Below are 20,393 nucleotides of genomic sequence, written 5' to 3'. Positions count from 1 at the left end.
GGGCGCAGGCGCCTTGCTTGCAGGCGATCTGCCCGGAGTCGCGTCCGACCGCAGCAATCCATACTCCAGACAGCATAAAGGGGAGCCGAGGCTCCCCTTTAAATCGTTGCACGTGCTCTTTTTTATTGTTGTAGGGCGGTCTGTTGTTGTTTTTGGCAACCGGTCCCTCTACAGCGTCTTCAGTGGTCCCCATCCGGGACACAAGAGCAAACGTATTTTTTTGAGCGCTGATCTGCTTCGATGCCTTCGTTTGGCGAAGGATCCAACCCGTTCTGGACGCTACCTGAGGGTAGTTTTATTGTTCTCGGTCGGGCTGTGAGGCTTGAGGCCTCTGTAAAGCACATCTACTCCAAAAAAATCTGTTGGCTGCGTCTCTGTACCGTTGTTCTTGTTATGTCAGAGCCGATTCATCTTATTTTTATTGGGTTTTCACATTTTGTTCTTGTTATGCAGGAGATATAGCAGGTGCCGTGCCAACTTTTGCAAAGTCTTTGAAATCAACGGTTTGGACAAGATCAGCTTTGGGAGCCCACGTTTGACGCCGCTATTCTGTTTCCGTGTTACCCGCATTCTGATTTGGAATCGGTCCATCGGTAACACAATGTGTTCCTTGCCCCATCATCACGCCGAACGCTCTGGATTGGGTAACGGCGGCGTTTCGGTAGCCGCGACCGTGCGTGTGAGCCGCAGACTGCGCCACAGCGCCAGAGTCATGACGGCACTGGCCGCCGCCCACGCCCAGGCCTGTGGATTGCTCAGCCCTTCACGAAACAACTGTGGAACGATGCCGACGCCGACGATGGACGCCAGCAGGGCGATCTCCCGGCGTGGCGCGCTCACTGGCCGTAACAGATAAAAGAGGGCGGGCAACCACAGCGTTGGCGTGGCAAAGCTGCGATAGCGCGGGTCGAATACCATCGCCAGCATCATCACTGCCGCCGCGAAACCTGCCGCGCTCAGCCACCAGCCCGCGCGGCGTTCAAGGGAGTTGAAGGCGCGACCGCGCCAGCCGGTTCTTTCCGACAGGGACAGCGCGGCATGCGCTAGCACCACCAGATTCAGTGCCACCAGCGCCGCCGCCCAGATGTACTCGCCCACGAAGCGGCTGTTCACCCGCGCCAGTTCGCCCCACGTGGCGATGCAGCAAGCGCCGAACGCGGCCATCAACGGCAGCACCAGCGCCTGGCGGGCCTGGGCGGTCCGGCCTGCGATGGCCAGCGCAAGCAGGCCGATCGCGCCGCTGATTGCCAACCAGTGCGGCCAGTACGGCAAGTTCGAAACCGGTCCCGCCAGCACGCCCTTTTCCTGGCGGTCGGCATCGAACAGCCCCCAGTAACCGCCCACCGCGCCCTCGGCCTCACGTTTCCACGGCTGGTCGAACGCTTCGATCAGGTTGTAATGCCAGCCGTTCTGTTCCGCCATCGCCACGAAACTGCGAATGAACTTCGCCTCATTGACCCGGCTCGGCAGTGCCGTTTCTCGCTGACGCCCCTCGCTCGGCCATCCGGTCTCGCCTATGACGATGTCCTTGGGCGCAAATGTGTGACCGAACACCTGACGGATCTGCGCGACATGGGCCAGCGCGTCATCGATACCGGTGGGGTCATCTTCCCAGTACGGCAGCAAATGGATCGTCAGGAAGTCCACGGCCGGCGCGACTTCGGGGTACTGCAGCCAGTATTCCCAGACATCGGCATAGGTGACCGGCTGCTTCACCTGGGCTTTGACCTGGCCGATCAGCCGGGCGAGTTGAGCGCCAGTCACTTCCTTGCGTAACAGGGTTTCGTTACCGACGATGACTGAGGTGACAACGTCCGGTGCCTCATTGGCTGCCTTGATCAGAGCCGCAATTTCTTTCGCCGTGTCCACCGGATTGGCATTCACCCACGCCCCCAGCATGACTTTCAGACCGTGTCTGCGGGCGATCTCCGGAATCGCTTCCAGGCCTGTCATCGAGTAGGTGCGAATGCACTCGAAACGCGTCGCCAACAAGGCGAGGTCGGCGTCCATGCGTGCCGGACGCAGGGTGAACGGCTGATCGAAAGGCGACTGATCCTTATCGAACGGCGTGTAAGAGGCGCATTGCAGTTTATGGGTTGGCGTCGCGGCATCCGGCAGAACCACCGGCCGGCCCAGGCCATACCAGTAGCCGCACATCGCGATCAGCGCAATCAGACAGGAGAACAGGTAGATCACAACAGGCGAGCGGGAAGTGGCGGACATGATGGAGCCGAGAGGGGGCAGAGGGCCGCAGTCTAGCAAGACGGCGCCGTTACATCTGTAGGTGCTTGGCTTGTCGCACGATCCGCCGTGAACCGGCCGTGAAACCTCGGACTGCGGTCATTGCTGACGCACGCCAAACGTCTGTCTTGACGACTGCCTCGCAGCCCATCACGGGGATGACCACGCTCCTGCCAAAGTGCGTCACGCGGGATATTCGATTAACCATGCAATTTCCGGACTGACTGCTCCTCGTTTTACGACCTGTCTGTCGTTGATGGCCTGGTGATGTCGTTTCCACCTGTTTGAGTGTCGCTGACAGGAAAGGCACAAGGTCGGTGGGGGCAGATGATCGGCTGGTCAACGCAGCGTGTGCAGCTGCGCAGGCAAGTGGTTGAAGCGTGAATGTCCTGCGATGCGCCAAATGCGGGCGCGGGCCGCGGACAAAAAAAACGTTAACGATTCCCGACGACCGTCGGGTTCAGGACTACCGGGGAAGTAAAGATGAAGATGCGAAAAATCCTGGGTGCGGGTGCCGCTCTGGCGCTTGCCATCAGTTCCACGCTGGCCCTTGCCGACACTAAACCGGAGCTGAGCATCGGCTATGTGGACGGCTGGTCCGACAGCGTTGCGACCACAAACGTGGCCGCCGAAGTGATCAAGGAAAAACTGGGCTACCCCGTGAAACTGCAGGCGGTCGCTGCCGGGATCATGTGGCAGGGCGTGGCAACCGGCAAACTAGACATGATGCTGTCCGCCTGGCTGCCTGTGACCCACGGCGAATACTGGGCCAAGAACAAGGACAAGGTCACCGACTACGGCCCTAACTTCAAGGACGCGAAAATCGGCCTGATCGTGCCGGAGTACGTGAAAGCCAACTCGGTGGCTGACTTGAAGACCGATGAGTCTTTCAAGAAAAAAATCGTCGGTATCGACGCAGGCTCGGGCGTCATGATCAAGACCGATCAGGCCATCAAAGACTACGGCCTGGACGGTTACAAACTGCAGGCAAGTTCGGGCGCCGGCATGATCGCCGAGCTGACCCGCGCCGAGAACAAGAAGGAATCCATTGCCGTGACCGGCTGGGTGCCTCACTGGATGTTCGCCAAATGGAAGCTGAAATTCCTGGAAGATCCAAAAGGCGTTTACGGTGCAGCAGAAACCGTCGACAACATTGGCAGCCTGGACCTGGCCAAGAAAGCGCCGGACGTGGCTGACTTCCTGAAGAAATTCCAGTGGACCAGCAAAGACGAGATCGGCGAAGTCATGCTCGCCATTCAGGACGGCGCCAAGCCTGAAGCTGCCGCCAAGGACTGGGTCGCCAAGCACCCTGATCGCGTGAAAGAGTGGACCGGTAAGTAAATCGCCACAAAGACTTAATCTGTACCCGAACCGCCTGGTGAGTGATCGCCAAGCGGTTTTTTATTGTCCAGCGACCGCGATTGTGAGGCTGTACCTGTAGACCGATTAGCTATAGATATTATCGCCAATTCGCATCGTTATCGCTAATTCATTGATTATTAAGTTGCATTGCTTAATGGGCAGATTGGTTAGCTGGTCCGTGAAGAGTTGAAGGATCGAGGCTTTTGTCTTTTACTCAGAGAAGTGCTGATGCCAGGTTGAACACTCTGACGGTATGTCAGGTTCTGCCGGATTAGCTGGATTCTGAAATCTGCTCAAGGGTATGGCGATGACTACGTTGATGTCAGGGAAGAGCGATAGGCGTGTGGATATTTACGATCATGGAGAGAGGATTGGCGATGCTAAGGTGAACGACGACGGAAGCTGGAGATTTGAGTGTTCATCACCTGGGAAGCATGGAATGACGGCGGGTTATCTAGGGACCATCAGCGAGCCTGAACGTGTGTTCACTGTTCTCCCGGATACTAGCTATAACTTTGAAGACCTTGATGAGGGTTCAGTCGTTCTCCTTAAGGATAAATTTTTAGAACTCTCACATATTTATTGCCGAAATTCGGACGGCGTTGTGAATAGTGAAGGCGTATTTTTGTATGGTAAATCCGTGAATCCATATGGACTTTCCCTCCTGTCCACCGACACAACCACTACGGAGGTAACGGTTCAGTTCAAGAAGCCTTTTCAGCAGATGATAATGAAATTTCAACATAGAAGAGCCCCTCCAGTTGAGCCCGCTCATTTGCTGGTTTCTTACTGGGGTGTGAATGGTGAGAGTGATGTTATAGAAACAAAAGACATCATCTATCCAGTAGGTGGCGTTGCTGAGTTCCTGCCTGTTGAATTTAATGGAAGTGCAGAACGGAAGTGTTATGGCATAAAAGTCAAGCTTGTGCCGGGAGCGGGGGGCTTCGTCCAGCTATGTCTTAACTCATTTGAGTTTATTAAGTGAGCCAAAAATGCAAGCCTTATTCGACCGGTTCTCTGTAATCCACAATCGGTGATTCAGCCTTGTTAAATTAAGCTAGATTCTCAAATCTGCTAAAGGGTACGTCGATGACTAAGTCAACGTCAGGGAAGAGCGATAGGCGTGTGGACATTTACGATCATGGAGAAAGGATTGGCGATGCTGCGGTGAACGAAGACGGAAGCTGGGAGTATAAATGCTCGTCGCCTGGTCCGCATAAAATTGCACCCGGTTATCTCGGGACCATCAGCGACCCTGAACGTGTGTTCACTATTCTCCCGGATACTAGCTATAACTTTGAAGACCTTGATGAAAACTCAATGTCTGTTCTTGGGGACGGATGGACAGAACTTTCACCTTTTTATTGCCGTAATTCCAGCGGGTATGTGAGTAGTGATCGAGTATGTTTGTATGGTAGATCCGTTACTCCATATGGACTCGCGCTAAAGTTCAACGGCACAGCCGCTGTAGAGTTAACGGTTAATTTCAAGAAGCCAGTTCGGCATCTAGAGATGAAACTTCAACATAGAACAGCTCCCAATGAAGAGTCGGCTAAGTTGTTGGTTTCTTACCTCAATGAGAGCGATGCGATTGTCGATAAAGAAGATATCATCTATCCAGTGGCGGGCGTTCCAGATTATCTGAGTATTGTATTTGAGGGAGGGGACGATCTGAAGTGTGCTGTTATGAAAGTCAGGCTTAATCCGGGAGGGGGGAGCGGCTTTGAGCTATGCCTAAATTCATTCGAATTTATCGAGTGAGCAAAAACGCAAACCTTGTTCGACCGGTTTCTCCGCGATCCATCAACGGTGACCCAGTGTTGAACCTCACGAAACCTGAACCGCCCTGCGCAGTAGTGGCTGCTGTCCGTGCAGGGACCGTGCTCGTTGTTGGTAGATAAGATGAGGGGCGCTCGTTGCCTGCCCTGGGCGCTATCCGCGGTCGCGCGGTCTGGCCTTTTCTGGGATGCCAGTACGCCATGCCTTCCATTGGAGTGGCATCCCGGCGCCGTCGCATTCACGGTTATTCAGCCAAATGTGCCTCTGATTTTTCGATGGGGCGGCAATCGTGCAGCTCCGCGCACATCAGCTAATGTCGTTCTAATACTAAGGTCGTCTGGAGTGCGGCTCAGAGCCGACTAAAGTGCAATACGTGACATCCATCTGTGCTGCGAGGACAAAAACAATGAACGACAGCATTTACCTCTCGATTCAGAACAGCCCCCGTTTCAAGGAGCTGGTCTCGAAAAGGGAACGATTCGCCTGGATTCTCTCGGCGATCATGCTTGGGCTCTATTCCGCTTTCATCCTTCTGATCGCTTACGGGCCTCAAGTGCTTGGCGCCAAACTCAGCGCCACATCATCCATTACCTGGGGAATGCCAATCGGCGTGGGTCTGATCATCTCCGCGTTCGTGTTGACCGCCATCTACGTTCGTCGCGCAAACGGCGAATTCGATGAGCTGAACAACGCGATCCTGAAGGAGGCACAACAATGATCAGGCGCCTGTTTGCAGCTTTGGGCCTTGCGGCCTTTGCACCGACACTCTGGGCGGCGGATGCCCTGACTGGCGCTGTGCAGAAACAACCGCTCAACGTTGCCGCGATCGTCATGTTCGTGATCTTCGTCGGCGCCACGTTGTGCGTGACCTACTGGGCGGCCAAGAAAAACAAGTCGGCAGCGGACTATTACGCAGCTGGCGGCAAGATCACCGGTTTCCAGAACGGCCTTGCCATTGCCGGTGACTACATGTCGGCTGCGTCCTTCCTGGGTATTTCCGCTCTGGTGTACGCCTCCGGTTACGACGGCCTGATCTATTCGATCGGCTTCCTCGTCGGCTGGCCGATCATTCTGTTCCTGATCGCTGAACGCCTGCGCAACCTGGGTAAGTACACCTTCGCTGACGTGGCGTCCTACCGCCTGAAGCAGAAGGAAATCCGCACCCTGTCCGCCTGCGGTTCGCTGGTGGTGGTGGCGTTCTACCTGATCGCGCAAATGGTCGGTGCCGGCAAGCTGATCCAGCTGCTGTTCGGCCTGGACTACAACGTCGCGGTCGTGCTCGTCGGTATCCTGATGTGCCTGTATGTGCTGTTCGGCGGCATGCTGGCAACCACTTGGGTACAGATCATCAAGGCCGTGCTGCTGCTCTCCGGCGCATCGTTCATGGCGCTGATGGTGATGAAGCACGTCAACTTCGACTTCAACGTCCTGTTCTCCGAAGCCGTGAAGGTTCACCCTAAGGGTGAGGCCATCATGAGCCCGGGCGGTCTGGTGAAAGATCCGATCTCTGCGTTTTCCCTCGGTCTGGCGCTGATGTTCGGCACCGCCGGTCTGCCGCACATCCTGATGCGCTTCTTCACGGTGAGCGACGCGAAGGAAGCACGTAAATCGGTTCTCTATGCGACCGGCTTCATCGGCTACTTCTACATCCTGACCTTCATCATCGGCTTCGGCGCGATTCTGCTGGTCAGCACCAACCCGGCGTTCAAGGATGCAGCGGGCGCTCTGTTGGGCGGTAACAACATGGCGGCGGTTCACCTGGCCAACGCAGTGGGCGGCAGTCTGTTCCTTGGCTTCATCTCGGCGGTGGCGTTCGCGACCATCCTGGCGGTGGTAGCAGGGCTGACGCTGGCCGGTGCATCGGCGGTGTCCCACGACTTGTACGCCAGTGTGATCAAGGCGGGCAAAGCCAACGAGAAAGATGAAATCCGCGTATCGAAGATCACCACCGTCGCGCTGGCAATCGTCGCCATCGTGCTGGGTATCGCCTTCGAAAGTCAGAACATCGCGTTCATGGTGGGCCTGGCGTTCTCGATCGCAGCCAGCTGCAACTTCCCGGTGCTGCTGCTCTCGATGTACTGGAAAAACCTGACCACCCGCGGCGCCATGATCGGCGGCTGGATGGGGCTGATCAGCGCCGTGGTGCTGATGGTTCTCGGCCCGACCATCTGGGTGCAGATCCTGCACCACGAGAAGGCCATCTTCCCGTACGAGTACCCGGCGTTCTTCTCGATCATCATCGCGTTCGTGGGGATCTGGTTCTTCTCGATCACCGACAAGTCGAAAGCGGCCGAGGGCGAGCGAGCGCTGTTCTTCCCGCAGTTCGTGCGTTCGCAGACCGGCCTTGGCGCCAGTGGGGCGGTTTCTCACTGATTTGAGGTTTCAACGACATAGGAACCCCGCTTCGGCGGGGTTTTTTTATGGGTTTCAGGGCCGCGGAAGTGGGGTTGATCGATGTATCGCCAGCGCACGAAACTCTTCGCGGAACAAGTCGCCGCTGGTGCAGATCGCATCTGGCCTTAAGAGGAGTGGAGGGATCTCTATTTGCCACCCATAAAAAAACCCGCCACGAAGGCGGGTTTTTTCACTGGTTGCCAGGAGGTCATATCCTGCCGAGCAGCACCAGAATCAACAGGATCACCAGGATCGTACCGATGATACCCGACGGACCGTAGCCCCAACTTCTGGAGTGTGGGAAGACGGGAAGACCGCCGATCAACAGGAGGATCAGAATGATGATAAGAATTGTGCCGATGCCCATGACGAGTTCCTTCTTGTGTACTTGGTAGATGGCCGTGCAGTTCAAGATTCTGCCAACTTGGCGAAATGTTGTGCTGCCTGATTAATCCGACTGTCGGCATAATCAAAAGGTTCTGAATTCGAGAAATAAAAATTAACAACAGAAAAAATATCTTAAAAATCATAGGCTTGTAATATTTACTGAGTGGCTTTGCATGATGTTAAATCGCTTTATCTCCTCTTGTAAGACGCGGTTTGAGTCCGGAACTAATGATTGACGGATGGGTCGGCAGAAAGTTCTGAACCTGCCGTAATAGCAAGCAAGCTAACAGTCGTCCTCGGTTTGGTACGTCGACTCACCGTCGCATCTTTTGCTTATTGTCTTTGTTCGCCCGCCGTTGCTGAGGAGATGAAGCGAAATCCGCTCAGGCGGGCGGCGGTTTGCATTGCATATTCAGCGAGCTGATGAAGGGGTTGTCGGACAATTTGTCTGTTTAAACTGAGGCCACTTCCTCGAAACCGACAAGGCAATTGCTATGCAAAATCGCATTATGATCACTGGCGCCGGGTCCGGACTGGGTCGCGAGATCGCGCTGCGCTGGGCGCGTGAGGGCTGGCGACTGGCGCTGTCGGACATCAGTGACAGCGGGCTACAAGAGACGTTGAAGGGTGTGCGCGAGGCGGGCGGGGAAGGCTTCGTGCAACGCTGCGATGTTCGGGACTACAGCCAGTTGACCGCATTGGCCCAGGCGTGCGAGCAGAAGTTCGGCGGCATCGACGTCATCGTCAACAACGCGGGTGTCGCCTCTGGCGGATTTTTCGACGAGCTTTCACTCGAGGACTGGGACTGGCAGATCGCGATCAATCTGATGGGCGTCGTCAAGGGCTGCAAAGCGTTCCTGCCGTTGCTTGCGCAGAGCAAGGGCAAGATCATCAACATCGCCTCGATGGCGGCGCTGATGCAGGGCCCGGCGATGAGCAATTACAACGTTGCCAAGGCCGGTGTGGTTGCGTTGTCGGAAAGCCTGCTGGTCGAGCTTCGTCAATCGGAGGTCGGCGTACACGTCGTGTGTCCCTCCTTCTTTCAGACCAATCTGCTTGATTCCTTCCGCGGGCCGACGCCTGCGATGAAGGCCCAAGTCGGCAAGCTGCTGGAAAGCTCACCGATCAGCGCCAGTGACATCGCCGATTACATCTTCCGGCAAGTGGCCGAAGGCGAGTTCATGATTCTGCCTCACGAACAGGGGCGCATGGCCTGGCAGCTCAAGCAGAAAAATCCGCAGATGCTGTACGACGAGATGGCAACGATGGCTGAGAAGATGCGCGCGAAGGTCAGATCGGTCAGTTCGTGACGGCCTGGAGTCGGGCATTTCTGATAGGGTGGCCGGCATCGTTCTGGCCACCTTTGTAGAGATTTCCCCGTGCTCAACTACCTCTGGTTCTTCCTCGCGGCGCTGTTCGAAATCGCCGGCTGTTACGCCTTCTGGATGTGGCTGCGACAGGGCAAAAGTGCGCTCTGGATCGTGCCAGCGCTGGTCAGTCTGACCCTGTTCGCCGTGCTGTTGACCCGTGTGGAAGCTCAGTTTGCCGGCCGGGCCTATGCCGCTTACGGCGGCATCTACATCATTGCCTCGATTGTCTGGCTGGGGATCATCGAGCGCGCGCGGCCTTTGAGCTCCGACTGGATCGGTGTTGCGTTCTGTGTGATCGGCGCAACCATCATTCTGCTGGGCCCTCGCTGGACCCAGACCCTTTGACGCAAGCCTTTTCGGGCCTGGAAAAATCCGACGTCTGTAAGGCGGATTTCACGCGAAGTCCAGCCGACGCGGCCATTTGTAGGAATCGTCTGTCGGCCATGTGCGCGAATCTTTGAAGGGCGTTACTGATTTGTCCTGTACGCATTGATGCACTGATGCCTCCGGGTCAACCTGCTGACTTGGTTACCTCCAAGGGAGTAGGAAAGATGCTGGTATTGACGAGGGAAATCGGAGACACGTTCTCCATCGGCGACGACATCACTGTGCAGATTCTGGGCATCACGGGTAATCAGGTTCGTCTCGGCATCGATGCGCCGCAGCACGTGAAGATCCATCGTGCCGAGGTCTACCGACGGATCACTGCTCGCCTGCAGCAACTGGCCGCTCAGGGGGCTGGCAGGTAGACGACGGGTTCACTCTTCGAAATATTCTTTTGGTACGTCGTGCTTGAGCATCAGTTGGCACTGCTGGCTGTCGAGGTCAAAGAAAATCACCGCCTGACCCTTGCTCAACGCATGGCGGACGCGCAGAACCCGGGTTTCCAGCGGCGTCTCATCGCCGTTATCCGTGCCATCGCGGGTGACGAAATCCTCGATCAGTCGCGTCAGGGTGTCGGCTTCGAGTTGGTCGTGAGGGATCAGCATGGGATTCTCGGTGTGCGCAGAGGCGGATGGCGGCGATGCTAACTCGGCCCGAGAATCGAGGCTACATCTGCAGAGTGAGATTCCCACACCGGTTACGTTCGACTGTAGGAAGCGACTGTAGGAAGCCCGCTCAGCGCGAGCGGGCTTCCACAACCAGGCCGATCAGCGTTGGCCCATCAAGGTGTCCACGGACGGCACACGGGTGTCGGTTTCCATCTGCGCGTCGTGCTCCAGTTGATGACTGAAGTTTTCCAGTGAAGCGTTGGACGGATGCGCATCGGAGGCAAAGACCGGCGGGCTCATGATGTAGGCGGTCAGCAGCCGGCTCAGGGTGTTGAGGCTGTCGATATGCGTGCGTTCATAACCGTGAGTCGCGTCGCAGCCGAAGGCCAGCAGCGCAGTGCGGGTATCGTAACCGGCAGTGATCGCCGAGTGGGCATCGCTGTAGTAGTAGCGGAACAGGTCGCGCCGCACCGACAGCTCTTTTTCCTGACCCAGACGCAGCAAGTGACGGGACAGGTGATAGTCATAAGGCCCACCGGAATCCTGCATCGCCACACTGACCGCGTGTTCGCTGGAATGTTGGCCTGGGGCCACCGGGGCGATGTCGATGCCGACGAACTCGCTGACGTCCCACGGCAGGCTGCCCGCTGCCCCGCTGCCGGTTTCCTCGGTAATGGTAAACAGCGGATGACAGTCGATCATCGGTTCCGCGCCACTGTCGACAATCGCCTTGAGCGCAGCGAGCAGGGCGGCCACGCCTGCTTTGTCGTCCAGATGGCGCGCGCTGATGTGGCCGCTGTCGGTGAATTCCGGCAATGGGTCGAACGCCACGAAGTCGCCGATATTGACGCCCAGTGATTCGCAGTCGGCGCGGGTGGCGCTGTAGGCGTCCAGGCGCAACTCGATGTGATCCCAGCTGATCGGCATGGTATCGACTGCGGTGTTGAACGCATGCCCCGATGCCATCAGCGGCAGCACGCTGCCCCGGATCACACCGGTGTCGGTGAACACGCTGACGCGGCTGCCTTCAGCGAAGCGGCTCGACCAGCAACCTACCGGTGCCAGCCCTAGCCGGCCGTTGTCTTTGACCTCGCGCACGCTGGCGCCGATGGTGTCCAGGTGAGCTGATACGGCCCGGTCCGGGCTGTTCTGCTTACCTTTGAGGGTGGCGCGGATCGTCCCCCGGCGCGTCAGCTCGAAGGGAATGCCAAGCTCTTCCAGGCGCTCTGCGACGTAGCGCACGATGGTGTCGGTAAAGCCCGTAGGGCTGGGAATTGCGAGCATTTCCAGCAGGACTTTCTGCAGGTAATTCAGATCCGGTTCGAGGATTTTTTTTGCAGTGGTCATGGGAGGCTCCTATCAGAGCAGCTACAAGCTTCAAGCTGTAAGCTGCAAGTGGTCGCGCTGACCTCGCTTGCAGCTTATGGCTTGAAGCTTGCCGCTGCTGTTATTCAGCCGTGCACAGGCAAGCTATGGGGAAACAAAAGATCGACGAAGCGTTCAGCGGTCGGCTGCGGCTCGTGATTGGCGAGGCCGCAGCGTTCGTTGGCTTCGATGAACACGTATTCCGGTTGATCGGCGGCAGGGACCATCAGGTCCAGGCCCACCACCGGGATGTCGAGGGCGCGGGCGGCGCGGACAGCCGCGTCTTTGAGCACTGGATGAAGGATCGCGGTGACGTCCTCCAGGCACCCGCCGGTGTGCAGGTTGGCGGTGCGACGGACCGCCAGACGCTGATCGGCCGGTAGCACGCTGTCGAACGTGAAGCCGGCATCCTCCACAGTCCGGCGGGTTTCGTCGTCCATCGGGATCTTGCTCTCGCCCCCCGTCGCTGCGGCGCGTCGGCGGCTCTGGGCTTCGATCAACTGGCCGATGGCGTGTCGGCCATCGCCCATGATTTCGGCGGGACGGCGAATGGCGGCCGCGACCACTTCAAAGCCGATGACGACGATGCGCAGGTCGAGCCCTTCGTGGAAGCTTTCCAGCAACACACGGCTGTCGAACTGCCGAGCGCGCTCGACCGCAGCCTGCACGTCATCGATGGTGCGCAGATCCACGGCCACGCCCTGGCCCTGCTCACCGTCCACCGGCTTGACCACCACCCGCTCGTGTTCATCGAGGAACGCGAGGTTGTCGTCGCCATTGCCCGCCATCTGCTGGACCGGCACTTCAAGACCGGCGGCTTTGAGGGCTTTCTGCGTCAGTCGCTTGTCCTGACACAGCGTCATGCTGACCGCCGTGGTCAGGTCGCTCAACGACTCGCGGCAACGAATCCGGCGCCCGCCATGAATCAGCGTGAACAGGCCCGCCTCGGCATCGTCCACCTGCACTTCGATGCCTCGACGATGGGCTTCATCGACGATGATCCGCGCGTAAGGGTTGAATTCCGCCTGCGGACCGGGGCCGAGGAAGAGCTTCTCGTTGATGCCGTTCTTGCGCTTGATGGCGAACGTCGGCAGGTTGCGAAAGCCGAGTTTGCCGTACAGGTTTTTCGCCTGTTGATTGTCGTGCAGGACCGACAGGTCCAGATACGCCAGACCGCGGCTCTGAAAATGTTCGATCAGATGACGCACCAGCACTTCGCCGACACCGGGCCGCGTGCATTGCGGGTCGACCGCCAGGCACCAGAGGCTGCTGCCGTTTTCCGGGTCGTTGAACGCTTTCTGATGATTGAGTCCCATCACGCTGCCGATCACCGCATTGGTACTCTCATCTTCGGCGATCCAGTACACCGGGCCGCCCAGATGGCGGGGCGTCAGCAGGCTCGGGTCGATGGGCAGCATGCCGCGCGCGATGTACAGGTTATTGATGGCAGTCCAGTCGTCCTGATTCTGCGCACGGCGAATGCGAAAGCCGCGAAACACCCGCTGCGCAGGGCGGTAGTCGCTGAACCACAGGCGCAATGTGTCGGACGGATCCAGAAACAGCTGCTGCGGCGACTGTGCCAGCACTTGCTGGGGCGCTGCGACATACAGCGCGATGTCGCGCTCCCCGGGTTTTTCGTTGAGCAGGTCGTCAGCCAGCGTCGCAGGATCGGGATAGGTATGCCCGATCAACAGGCGTCCCCAGCCGCAATGCAGGGCCAGAGGCTCGGCGTCCATTGCGCTGCCATCCTCGGCGAGCCGCGCCTGCAGGCGCTCGTAGGACGGCGGCTGACCACGCAAGAGGCGCTGGTTATAGATCGAAGCGTTGGCTTTCATCGGTCAGAGTCCTTGTTCGCTGAGCCACAGATTAAGGGCCGCGAGCTGCCACAGCTTGGAACCGCGCAGCGGAGTCAATTGACCATCGGGATCGGTCAACAGCTTGTCGAGCATGTTCGGGTTGAACAGGCCACGGTCCTGGCTCGGATCGAGCAGCAGGTCGCGTACCCAGTTCAGCGTGTCGCCCTCAAGGTGCTTGAGACCCGGTACCGGGAAATAGCCTTTCTTGCGATCGATGACTTCGGACGGGATCACCAGGCGCGCCGCTTCCTTAAGCACCTGCTTGCCACCGTCGGGCAGCTTGAAGCGCGCGGGGATGCGGGCCGACAGTTCGACCAGCCGGTAATCCAGGAACGGCGTGCGCGCTTCCAGGCCCCACGCCATGGTCATGTTGTCGACGCGCTTGACCGGGTCGTCCACCAGCATCACGGTGCTGTCCAGACGCAACGCTTTATCGACCGCCGCATCGGCGCCCGGCATCGCAAAATGCTCGCGGACGAAATCACCGGCGGCGTCGTTGGCCGTCAGCCATTGCGGAGCGACCGTCTGCGCGTACTCGTCGTAGCTGCGGTCGAAGAAGGCATCGCGGTAAGCGGCATAAGGATCGGCCGCGCCATCGACTTGCGGGTACCAGTGATAACCGGCGAACAGCTCGTCCGCGCCCTGGCCGCTTTGCACCACTTTGCAATGCTTGGCCACTTCGCGGGACAGCAGATAAAACGCGATGCAGTCGTGGCTGACCATCGGCTCGCTCATGGCGCGAAACGCGGCTGGCAGCTGCTCGATGATTTCGCTTTCCTTGATCCGCAGCTGATGGTGGCGGGTGCCGTAGTGCTTCGCGATCAGGTCCGAATACTGAAACTCGTCACCCCGTTCGCCACCGGCGTCCTGAAAACCGATGGAGAAGGTCGACAGGTCTTTCACACCGACTTCGCGCAGTAGGCCGACCAGCATGCTCGAATCCACGCCGCCCGACAGCAGCACGCCGACGTCGACCGCCGCCCGTTGACGAATCGCGACCGCTTCGCGGGTGCTGTCCAGAACGCGGTCGCGCCAGTCTTCGAGAGTCAGATTGGCTTCGTCGGCGCGCGGGCCGTACGGCAGCGTCCACCAGACTTTCTGCTCGACCTTGCCGTCGGCGCTGAAGCGCATCCAGCTTGCAGGCGGTACCTTTTCGACGCCCGCCAGCAAGGTGCGCGGGGCCGGCACGACCGCGTGGAAATTCAGGTAGTGATTGAGCGCCACAGGATCGAGCATCGGGTTGATGTCGCCGCCTTTGAGCAGGGCGGGCAACGCCGATGCGAAGCGCAGGCGCTTGTCGGTGCGCGACAAGTACAGCGGCTTGACGCCCAGACGGTCGCGGGCGATGAACAGGCTGTTGTTGTCGCGCTCCCAGATGGCGAAGGCAAACATGCCGTTGAGCTTGGGCAGCATGTCTGCGCCCCAGGCGTGATAGCCCTTGAGCAGCACTTCGGTGTCGCCACCGGAATGGAACTGATAGCCCAGGCTTTCAAGCTCGGCACGCAGTTCCGGGAAGTTGTAGATCGCACCGTTGAAGGCCAGTGACAGGCCCAGATGGCTGTCGATCATCGGCTGCGCAGAGCCGTCAGACAGGTCCATGATTTTCAATCGGCGATGGCCGAGGGCAATCGGCCCCTGGCTATGAAAGCCCCACGCATCCGGGCCACGAGGCGCCAGATGATGGGTGATGCGTTCTACTGCGGCGAGGTCCGCAGGTTGATTGTCGAAACGTAATTCACCAGCTAATCCGCACATATAATCCTTACCGGTTTTCCGTTGGGGAACGTAGACGGGAAGTCCGGCTACCCAAAGACTGACCGGCAGGATTTGCCAGAGTTTTAGAACGATCAGTTATAAGTGGCGTGGGGGGACTGTGTCATAGGCCACATCCGGCAAGGCGTGCGGCCTGTTGTGGGAGTGAGCCAGCGGCCTTTAACTCGGCCTTCGATCAACGGCGTAACACCCGTCGCCTTCCCGGCTAAAGCCGGTCCTACGAACAGCTTTCAATATCTGCCGGACGTCCGTAGGACCGGCTTCAGCCGGGAAAAGGCCGGCGCAGCCTATGGAGATGCAGTAGTTGGAAATCAATCTTCGTCCGATGTCGGCCCCGAGCAAGCCCACTTGCGCAGGGCATGTGTGCACCCCTGAACCTCAATAGCCCGTCATCTCCAGATACCCGACGCCGTCGTGGCTTCCGCTCACTTGCACCGGGCCTTCCCAGTAGGGGATCTGCAGGTCCATCCACGCCTTCGGGTTGAGCGCCTCGACCGAGAGATCGATGCCCTTGCCGGGGATTTTTACCGACCAACGGGTGGGCATGTCGCGGCCCTCCACCTCTGTGGTGTCTTCGGGCTCGAGTCCGATGTCGCTGGGCGCGAGCATTTCGGTGCTGCCGTCGCTGTTGATCCAGGTCCCGGTGAGGTACGGTTCGCCGTTTTTGTTGCGCATTCGGTAGAGCATCACTTCGGCGCCATTGTTCAGGTGCAGGGAAAACCAGTCCCAGCCCGTCTGATCGGCGGTCAGCGGCTGGCTGCTCCATTCGCGGTCCAGCCAAGCTGGCCCGCTGACCTGATACGTTTTGCCGTCGATCTCGACGCTGCCGTCAGCGTGAAAGAACGGCTGGCTGTAGTAGTACGAGGCCTGACCTTCCTCGGATTTCTGACTGAAACCCTGCTTGCCCTGCAGCACCAGCGGCTTGTCGGCCTTCAGGTGCAGGCGATAGCTGAACTGCGGCCCTGCGGCCTGCAGGTGCATGTCCGCCAGTGGATCGGCGTGCGCGGCATCGCTGGTCAGCGACCAGTCGTCGATCCAGGCACTGAACGGCGCCAGCTTCACTCCGGCCTGCTCTACACCGCCGCGGGCGTAACGTTCGGCGGCGTAATGTTCATCCTTCGACGTCACCGCTGCATGCCCCATCCACAGGTTGCGATTGCTCCAGCCGGCGGTCGCGCCCGCTGCGTCTCGGGCGCGCGGCAGGGCATTGCGAAACAGCGTCCACTGCACGCCGAACGCTTGCCCGTCGGCATCGGTCAGATTGGCGGTGACGTACCACCACTCGATACGGAAGTCGTCGTGGGCGCCGTGATCGTCGGGAAACGCGAAACGCTTGCCTGGCGTTACCTGGGCGTAACTTGCGGCATCGTCGGCCAGCCCGGCGAAGCCTTTTTCTTCAGCCGGTTTGTCGTCGCACGCGCTCAGCAAGAGGCCGACGAGGAGCACGGCCAGCGCCTTAACCTTCATTGGCGAACGTCCTCAGCAGGTCGGCAGGGCGGGTGCGATACAGGCGATACAACGGCCACGCCGAGGCCAGAAGGGTAGCGAGCATCGCCAGCAGCATCAGGCGCAACAGCTGCATCGGGAACACTTGCAAGGGTAGCCGCCAGCCGAATGCCTGCACGTTGATCACGGCATCCAGGCACCAGGCCAGCAACAATCCCAACGGAATCGCCAGCACCAGCGTCAGCACCGCCAGCAGCCAGGTCTGCGCAAGATTGAGCAACATCAGTTGCCGCCGCGTGACGCCCAGCGCCCACAGCGGTGCCAACTGACCGAGCCGGCTCTGGCTCTGGGTCAGCAGACTGATGAACAGTGCCACGCCCGCCACGCCCAGGGTCAGGCTGTTGAGGGCGGCGGTGGCGGCGAAGGTGCGCTCGAAGACCTGGCGCGACCAGGCTTTGAGCTGGATCTGATCGACGATGCGGCTGTCGTCGATGGTGAATTTGTTGTGCAGGACCCGTAGCAGTTGCGGGATCGCCCGTGGATCGATACGCAGATTGAAGCGGTTGGGCGTCAGTTGCGGCCAGTGCTTGAGCAAATGCTCGGCGTTCACCAGCATGTGCCCCTTGGGGTTGCCATAGTCCGCGTAAATGCCCACCACGCGCAGCGGCCAGTCGCCGTCCGGCGCAGGCACCTTGAGCTCGTCGCCGACACTGACCTTCAACCGTCGGGCCAACTGTTCGCTGAGCATCAACGCGTCCTCGCTGGCCAGTCGAGCCCAGGGGTCGCCTTCTGCCGACTCCAGCAACGGCCAGTGCTGTCGGTAGTGCGGGTGATCGATCACGCCATACAGCTCGGCCGGCCAGCCGTGCAGTTGCACCGAAACCTGCCAGTTGGGCAGCACCGCGGACGTCAGCGGTTGTTCGCTCAGCCATTTTTGCAGCGGCGCGGCCTGAGCCGGGTTTTGCGGATTGATGTACAGCTCGGCGCTCAGGCGTTGCTCCAGCCAGTGCGTGAAGGTCTGTCGAAAACCCGAGGTCATGCTGCCGGCGCCGATGTTCGCGGCCATTGCGAGCAACAGTGCCATCAACGCCAGACTCAACGCCGGCAGCTGCTGGCGGCAGTCAGCGAGAAACCACTGGCCCAGCACGGAACGGCTTTTGCCGAGCAGACCATTGAGCAAGCCGTTGAGCAGCACAGGCAGCCCCAATGCCGCACCGAGCAGCAGGCTGGCCATCAGCACGAAGCCTGCCGCCAGGCTGTTGCCAAACAGTGCGGCGAGTACTGCAATCAGCGCGGAAACTCCGGCGATCCAGCCCTGCCGCTTGAGCCAGGTGGCGTGGGTTTCGTGCCAAGCCTGCGCGTTCGCCAGTGCCAGCAACGGCAACCGCGCGGCGCGCAGCAGGCTACTGGCGCCGGCCAGGAAGGCGCCCAGCAGACTCACGCCCAACCCGCTCAGCCACCACCAGAGGCTCAGGTTCAAATGCCCGGCCACTTCGGCGCCGTACAGGCCGCGCAGGCTGGCGGCGACATCGGGCAACAGCACACTCGCCAGCCAATAGCCGCTGATCACCCCGGCAATACCGCCGAGCAGGGCCAGCACGCCAAGTTCGACGATCAGACTGACGATCAGGCTTCGGGCACTGACGCCACAGGCACGCAAGTTCCTCAGCAGTCCGCGACGCTGCTCCAGCGCAAGGCCAATGGCGGCGTGGACGATGAACAGCCCGACCACGAATGACAGAAAACCGAGCGCATCCAGGTTCAGGTGGAAGCTTTCGGTCAGGCGACCCAGGTCGTTGTCTTCGCCGCTTTTGCGAATGACCAGCTCGCCGTTCAACGCGGCCGGCAGAGCGGGGGCGTTGTCGGCGAAGTCCTTGGGCAGCACGAGTCGCGAAATCTGATCGGGCTGGTTCAGCAGTTGCTGGGCGAAGCCAATGTCCATCAGCAACAGCCCTGGCGCCATGTCCACCTGTGCGTGCAACGGCGGTAACGCGCGGCCCGACTCGGTCAACGGCCTTTGCCCCTCGTGCAGGCCAAGCGCGGACAGGGTCTGTGGGGAAATCCAGGTGACGCCGGGGGGCGTGAAGAAGTCGACGATCTGCGCGGTGCTCAGCGACTCCCCGGCCAGTGCGGTGTCGACGGGCAACGACACGGGTTCGATGCCCAACAGCGTCAGGCGCAGGTCTGGCGCTTCCTTGAGTGTCACGCGCCCTCTGAGCGCGGGGGAGACCGGCCAGCCCGCGCGGCGCAGCGTGACAAACAGTTCTTGTGAAAAATTCGCGCCGTTGGGTGACACCAGAATTTTCTGCGGCTCACCGCCGATCAGTTGGCTGGCCTTGGCGTAACTGTCTCGAGCCTGGCTATTGAGCGCCTGCACGCCGGTCAACAGACTGGTGGCCAGCCACAGACCGGTCAACACGCTGAAAAACTGCACGGGATGGCGGCGCCAATGGCTGAGCAGCGCCTTCAGCGTCCAGTAGAAAACGGGCATCTCAGCGTTCGCCTTCCGGGAGCAGGCGTCCCAGATGCAAAACTGCCTGACGCTGCAGGCGCGCGGCGACCCTGGGGCTGTGCGTCACCATCAACAGGCTGGTCGGGCTGTCCGCGAGGATGTCGAGCAGCAATTGCAGGACTTCATCGCTGGTGGCTTCATCGAGATTGCCGGTGGGCTCGTCGGCCAGCAGCAGGCTGGGTCGCGACGCCAGCGCCCGACCGATGGCGACACGTTGTTGCTGCCCGCCGGACAGTTGTTCGGGATAGCGCTTGAGCAAGGCGCCCAGACCGAGCCGTTCGACAAGCTCTGCTTGCCAGTGCGGCTGATAGCGTCCGGCCAGACGCGCCTGGAACGCCAGATTGTCCTCGACCCTGAGGCTGCCGATGAGGTTGAACTGCTGAAACACCAGGCCGATCTGCGTGCGCCTCCAGTTCGCCAGTTGCGCCTCGTTCATCTGATCCAGACGCTCGCCAGCGATCTCGATACTGCCCTTGTCCACCTGATCCAGCCCGGCGACCAGGTGCAGCAGCGTGCTTTTGCCGCTGCCCGATTCACCCATCAGCGCCAGGCTGCCACCCTGTTCCAGCTGCAGATCCGCGCCCCGCAATACCGCCAACGGACCCTGCGCCGTGGCATAGCTTTTGAACACGCCTTGGACTTGCAGCATCGACATGCACCTGACAGGGGAATGAGAGGGAGGATACCGGGTTGTCCGGGGGAGGTGTAAACAGCGAAAGGGTACCCACGTGTACCGCTGCCGATGCACACCGCCCGGGGTGCTCACGCTGGCCTCTTCCCGGCTGAAGCCGGTCCTACTGAGGCAACGCTTTGCCAGCCGCTGCACCTGCGGTGGATGTACCGGCCGCTGCACCAGCGGCGGATGTAACGGCCTCTTCGCGAGCAAGCTCACTCCTACAGATATGTTGCGGGCGTT

The 20,393-nt window shown here is 59.6% G+C and carries 17 protein-coding genes; 8 read left to right on the top strand and 9 right to left on the bottom strand.

The genetic code is table 11. The annotated features are described in order from the left end of the window. Positions 1-621: 621 nt before the first annotated feature. Complete coding sequence (locus QRN36_RS26035) at positions 622-2,223, bottom strand: glycosyl hydrolase family 17 protein (RefSeq protein WP_285426657.1); 1,602 nt, start codon at positions 2,221-2,223, stop codon at positions 622-624. Positions 2,224-2,724: 501 nt separating this feature from the next. On the opposite strand from QRN36_RS26035, the gene QRN36_RS26030 reads away from it, so the two are divergent. The 5 genes from QRN36_RS26030 (at position 2,725) to QRN36_RS26010 (ending at position 7,755) form a co-directional block, all read left to right on the top strand. Continuing rightward, positions 2,725-3,582 (top strand): glycine betaine ABC transporter substrate-binding protein, encoded by an 858-nt coding sequence (locus QRN36_RS26030; protein ID WP_285426656.1) that lies wholly within the window; start codon positions 2,725-2,727, stop codon positions 3,580-3,582. Between the two features lie 364 nt (positions 3,583-3,946). Beyond that, positions 3,947-4,588 carry a hypothetical protein gene (locus tag QRN36_RS26025; RefSeq protein WP_285426655.1) on the top strand — a complete coding sequence of 214 codons (642 nt, stop codon included), beginning with the start codon at positions 3,947-3,949 and terminating at the stop codon, positions 4,586-4,588. Positions 4,589-4,728: 140 nt separating this feature from the next. Continuing rightward, positions 4,729-5,364 (top strand): hypothetical protein, encoded by a 636-nt coding sequence (locus tag QRN36_RS26020; RefSeq protein ID WP_285426654.1) that lies wholly within the window; start codon positions 4,729-4,731, stop codon positions 5,362-5,364. A 424-nt stretch (positions 5,365-5,788) separates the two neighbouring features. Next, a complete protein-coding gene (locus QRN36_RS26015) occupies positions 5,789-6,100 on the top strand; it encodes a DUF485 domain-containing protein (RefSeq protein WP_093463813.1) in 312 nt (103 codons plus the stop codon). Beyond that, positions 6,097-7,755, top strand: coding sequence for a cation acetate symporter (locus tag QRN36_RS26010; protein WP_285426653.1), 1,659 nt, complete (start codon positions 6,097-6,099; stop codon positions 7,753-7,755). The genes QRN36_RS26015 and QRN36_RS26010 overlap by 4 nt, the downstream gene beginning before the upstream one ends. A gap of 229 nt (positions 7,756-7,984) precedes the next feature. Here the strand turns inward: QRN36_RS26010 and QRN36_RS26005 are convergent, their stop codons facing one another. Then, complete coding sequence (locus QRN36_RS26005; protein ID WP_092410703.1) at positions 7,985-8,143, bottom strand: DUF3309 family protein; 159 nt, start codon at positions 8,141-8,143, stop codon at positions 7,985-7,987. A 514-nt stretch (positions 8,144-8,657) separates the two neighbouring features. On the opposite strand from QRN36_RS26005, the gene QRN36_RS26000 reads away from it, so the two are divergent. From QRN36_RS26000 to csrA, 3 genes are all read left to right on the top strand, one after another. After that, entirely contained in the window at positions 8,658-9,473 is an 816-nt protein-coding gene (locus QRN36_RS26000; protein ID WP_285426652.1) for an SDR family oxidoreductase, read from the top strand. A 69-nt stretch (positions 9,474-9,542) separates the two neighbouring features. Further along, positions 9,543-9,878, top strand: a complete 336-nt coding sequence (locus QRN36_RS25995; protein WP_285426651.1) for a YnfA family protein — start codon at positions 9,543-9,545, stop codon at positions 9,876-9,878. Positions 9,879-10,084: 206 nt separating this feature from the next. Further along, complete coding sequence (gene csrA / locus QRN36_RS25990) at positions 10,085-10,282, top strand: carbon storage regulator CsrA (RefSeq protein WP_285426650.1); 198 nt, start codon at positions 10,085-10,087, stop codon at positions 10,280-10,282. Between the two features lie 9 nt (positions 10,283-10,291). On the opposite strand, the gene QRN36_RS25985 is transcribed toward csrA, so the two are convergent. From QRN36_RS25985 to QRN36_RS25955, 7 genes are all read right to left on the bottom strand, one after another. Next, positions 10,292-10,522, bottom strand: a complete 231-nt coding sequence (locus QRN36_RS25985) for a YheU family protein (RefSeq protein WP_093463826.1) — start codon at positions 10,520-10,522, stop codon at positions 10,292-10,294. 162 nt (positions 10,523-10,684) lie between these two features. Further along, complete coding sequence (locus QRN36_RS25980) at positions 10,685-11,872, bottom strand: osmoprotectant NAGGN system M42 family peptidase (RefSeq protein WP_285426649.1); 1,188 nt, start codon at positions 11,870-11,872, stop codon at positions 10,685-10,687. Positions 11,873-11,976: 104 nt separating this feature from the next. After that, positions 11,977-13,725 (bottom strand): N-acetylglutaminylglutamine synthetase, encoded by a 1,749-nt coding sequence (gene ngg, locus QRN36_RS25975; RefSeq protein ID WP_285426648.1) that lies wholly within the window; start codon positions 13,723-13,725, stop codon positions 11,977-11,979. A gap of 3 nt (positions 13,726-13,728) precedes the next feature. Continuing rightward, complete coding sequence (locus tag QRN36_RS25970; RefSeq protein ID WP_285426647.1) at positions 13,729-15,501, bottom strand: N-acetylglutaminylglutamine amidotransferase; 1,773 nt, start codon at positions 15,499-15,501, stop codon at positions 13,729-13,731. Positions 15,502-15,897: 396 nt separating this feature from the next. Then, positions 15,898-16,986, bottom strand: a complete 1,089-nt coding sequence (locus QRN36_RS25965; protein WP_285426646.1) for a lipocalin-like domain-containing protein — start codon at positions 16,984-16,986, stop codon at positions 15,898-15,900. Further along, a complete protein-coding gene (locus QRN36_RS25960) occupies positions 16,976-19,456 on the bottom strand; it encodes an ABC transporter permease (protein WP_285426645.1) in 2,481 nt (826 codons plus the stop codon). Before QRN36_RS25960 ends, QRN36_RS25965 begins: the two co-directional genes overlap by 11 nt. Position 19,457: 1 nt before the next feature. After that, a complete protein-coding gene (locus QRN36_RS25955) occupies positions 19,458-20,126 on the bottom strand; it encodes an ABC transporter ATP-binding protein (RefSeq protein ID WP_285426644.1) in 669 nt (222 codons plus the stop codon). Positions 20,127-20,393 lie beyond the last annotated feature (267 nt).

Source organism: Pseudomonas sp. efr-133-TYG-103a, from assembly GCF_030209235.1.
Lineage (GTDB): Bacteria > Pseudomonadota > Gammaproteobacteria > Pseudomonadales > Pseudomonadaceae > Aquipseudomonas.
Note: the sequence above shows the minus strand (reverse complement) of the source record. Positions and strands in the feature narration are given on the sequence as shown.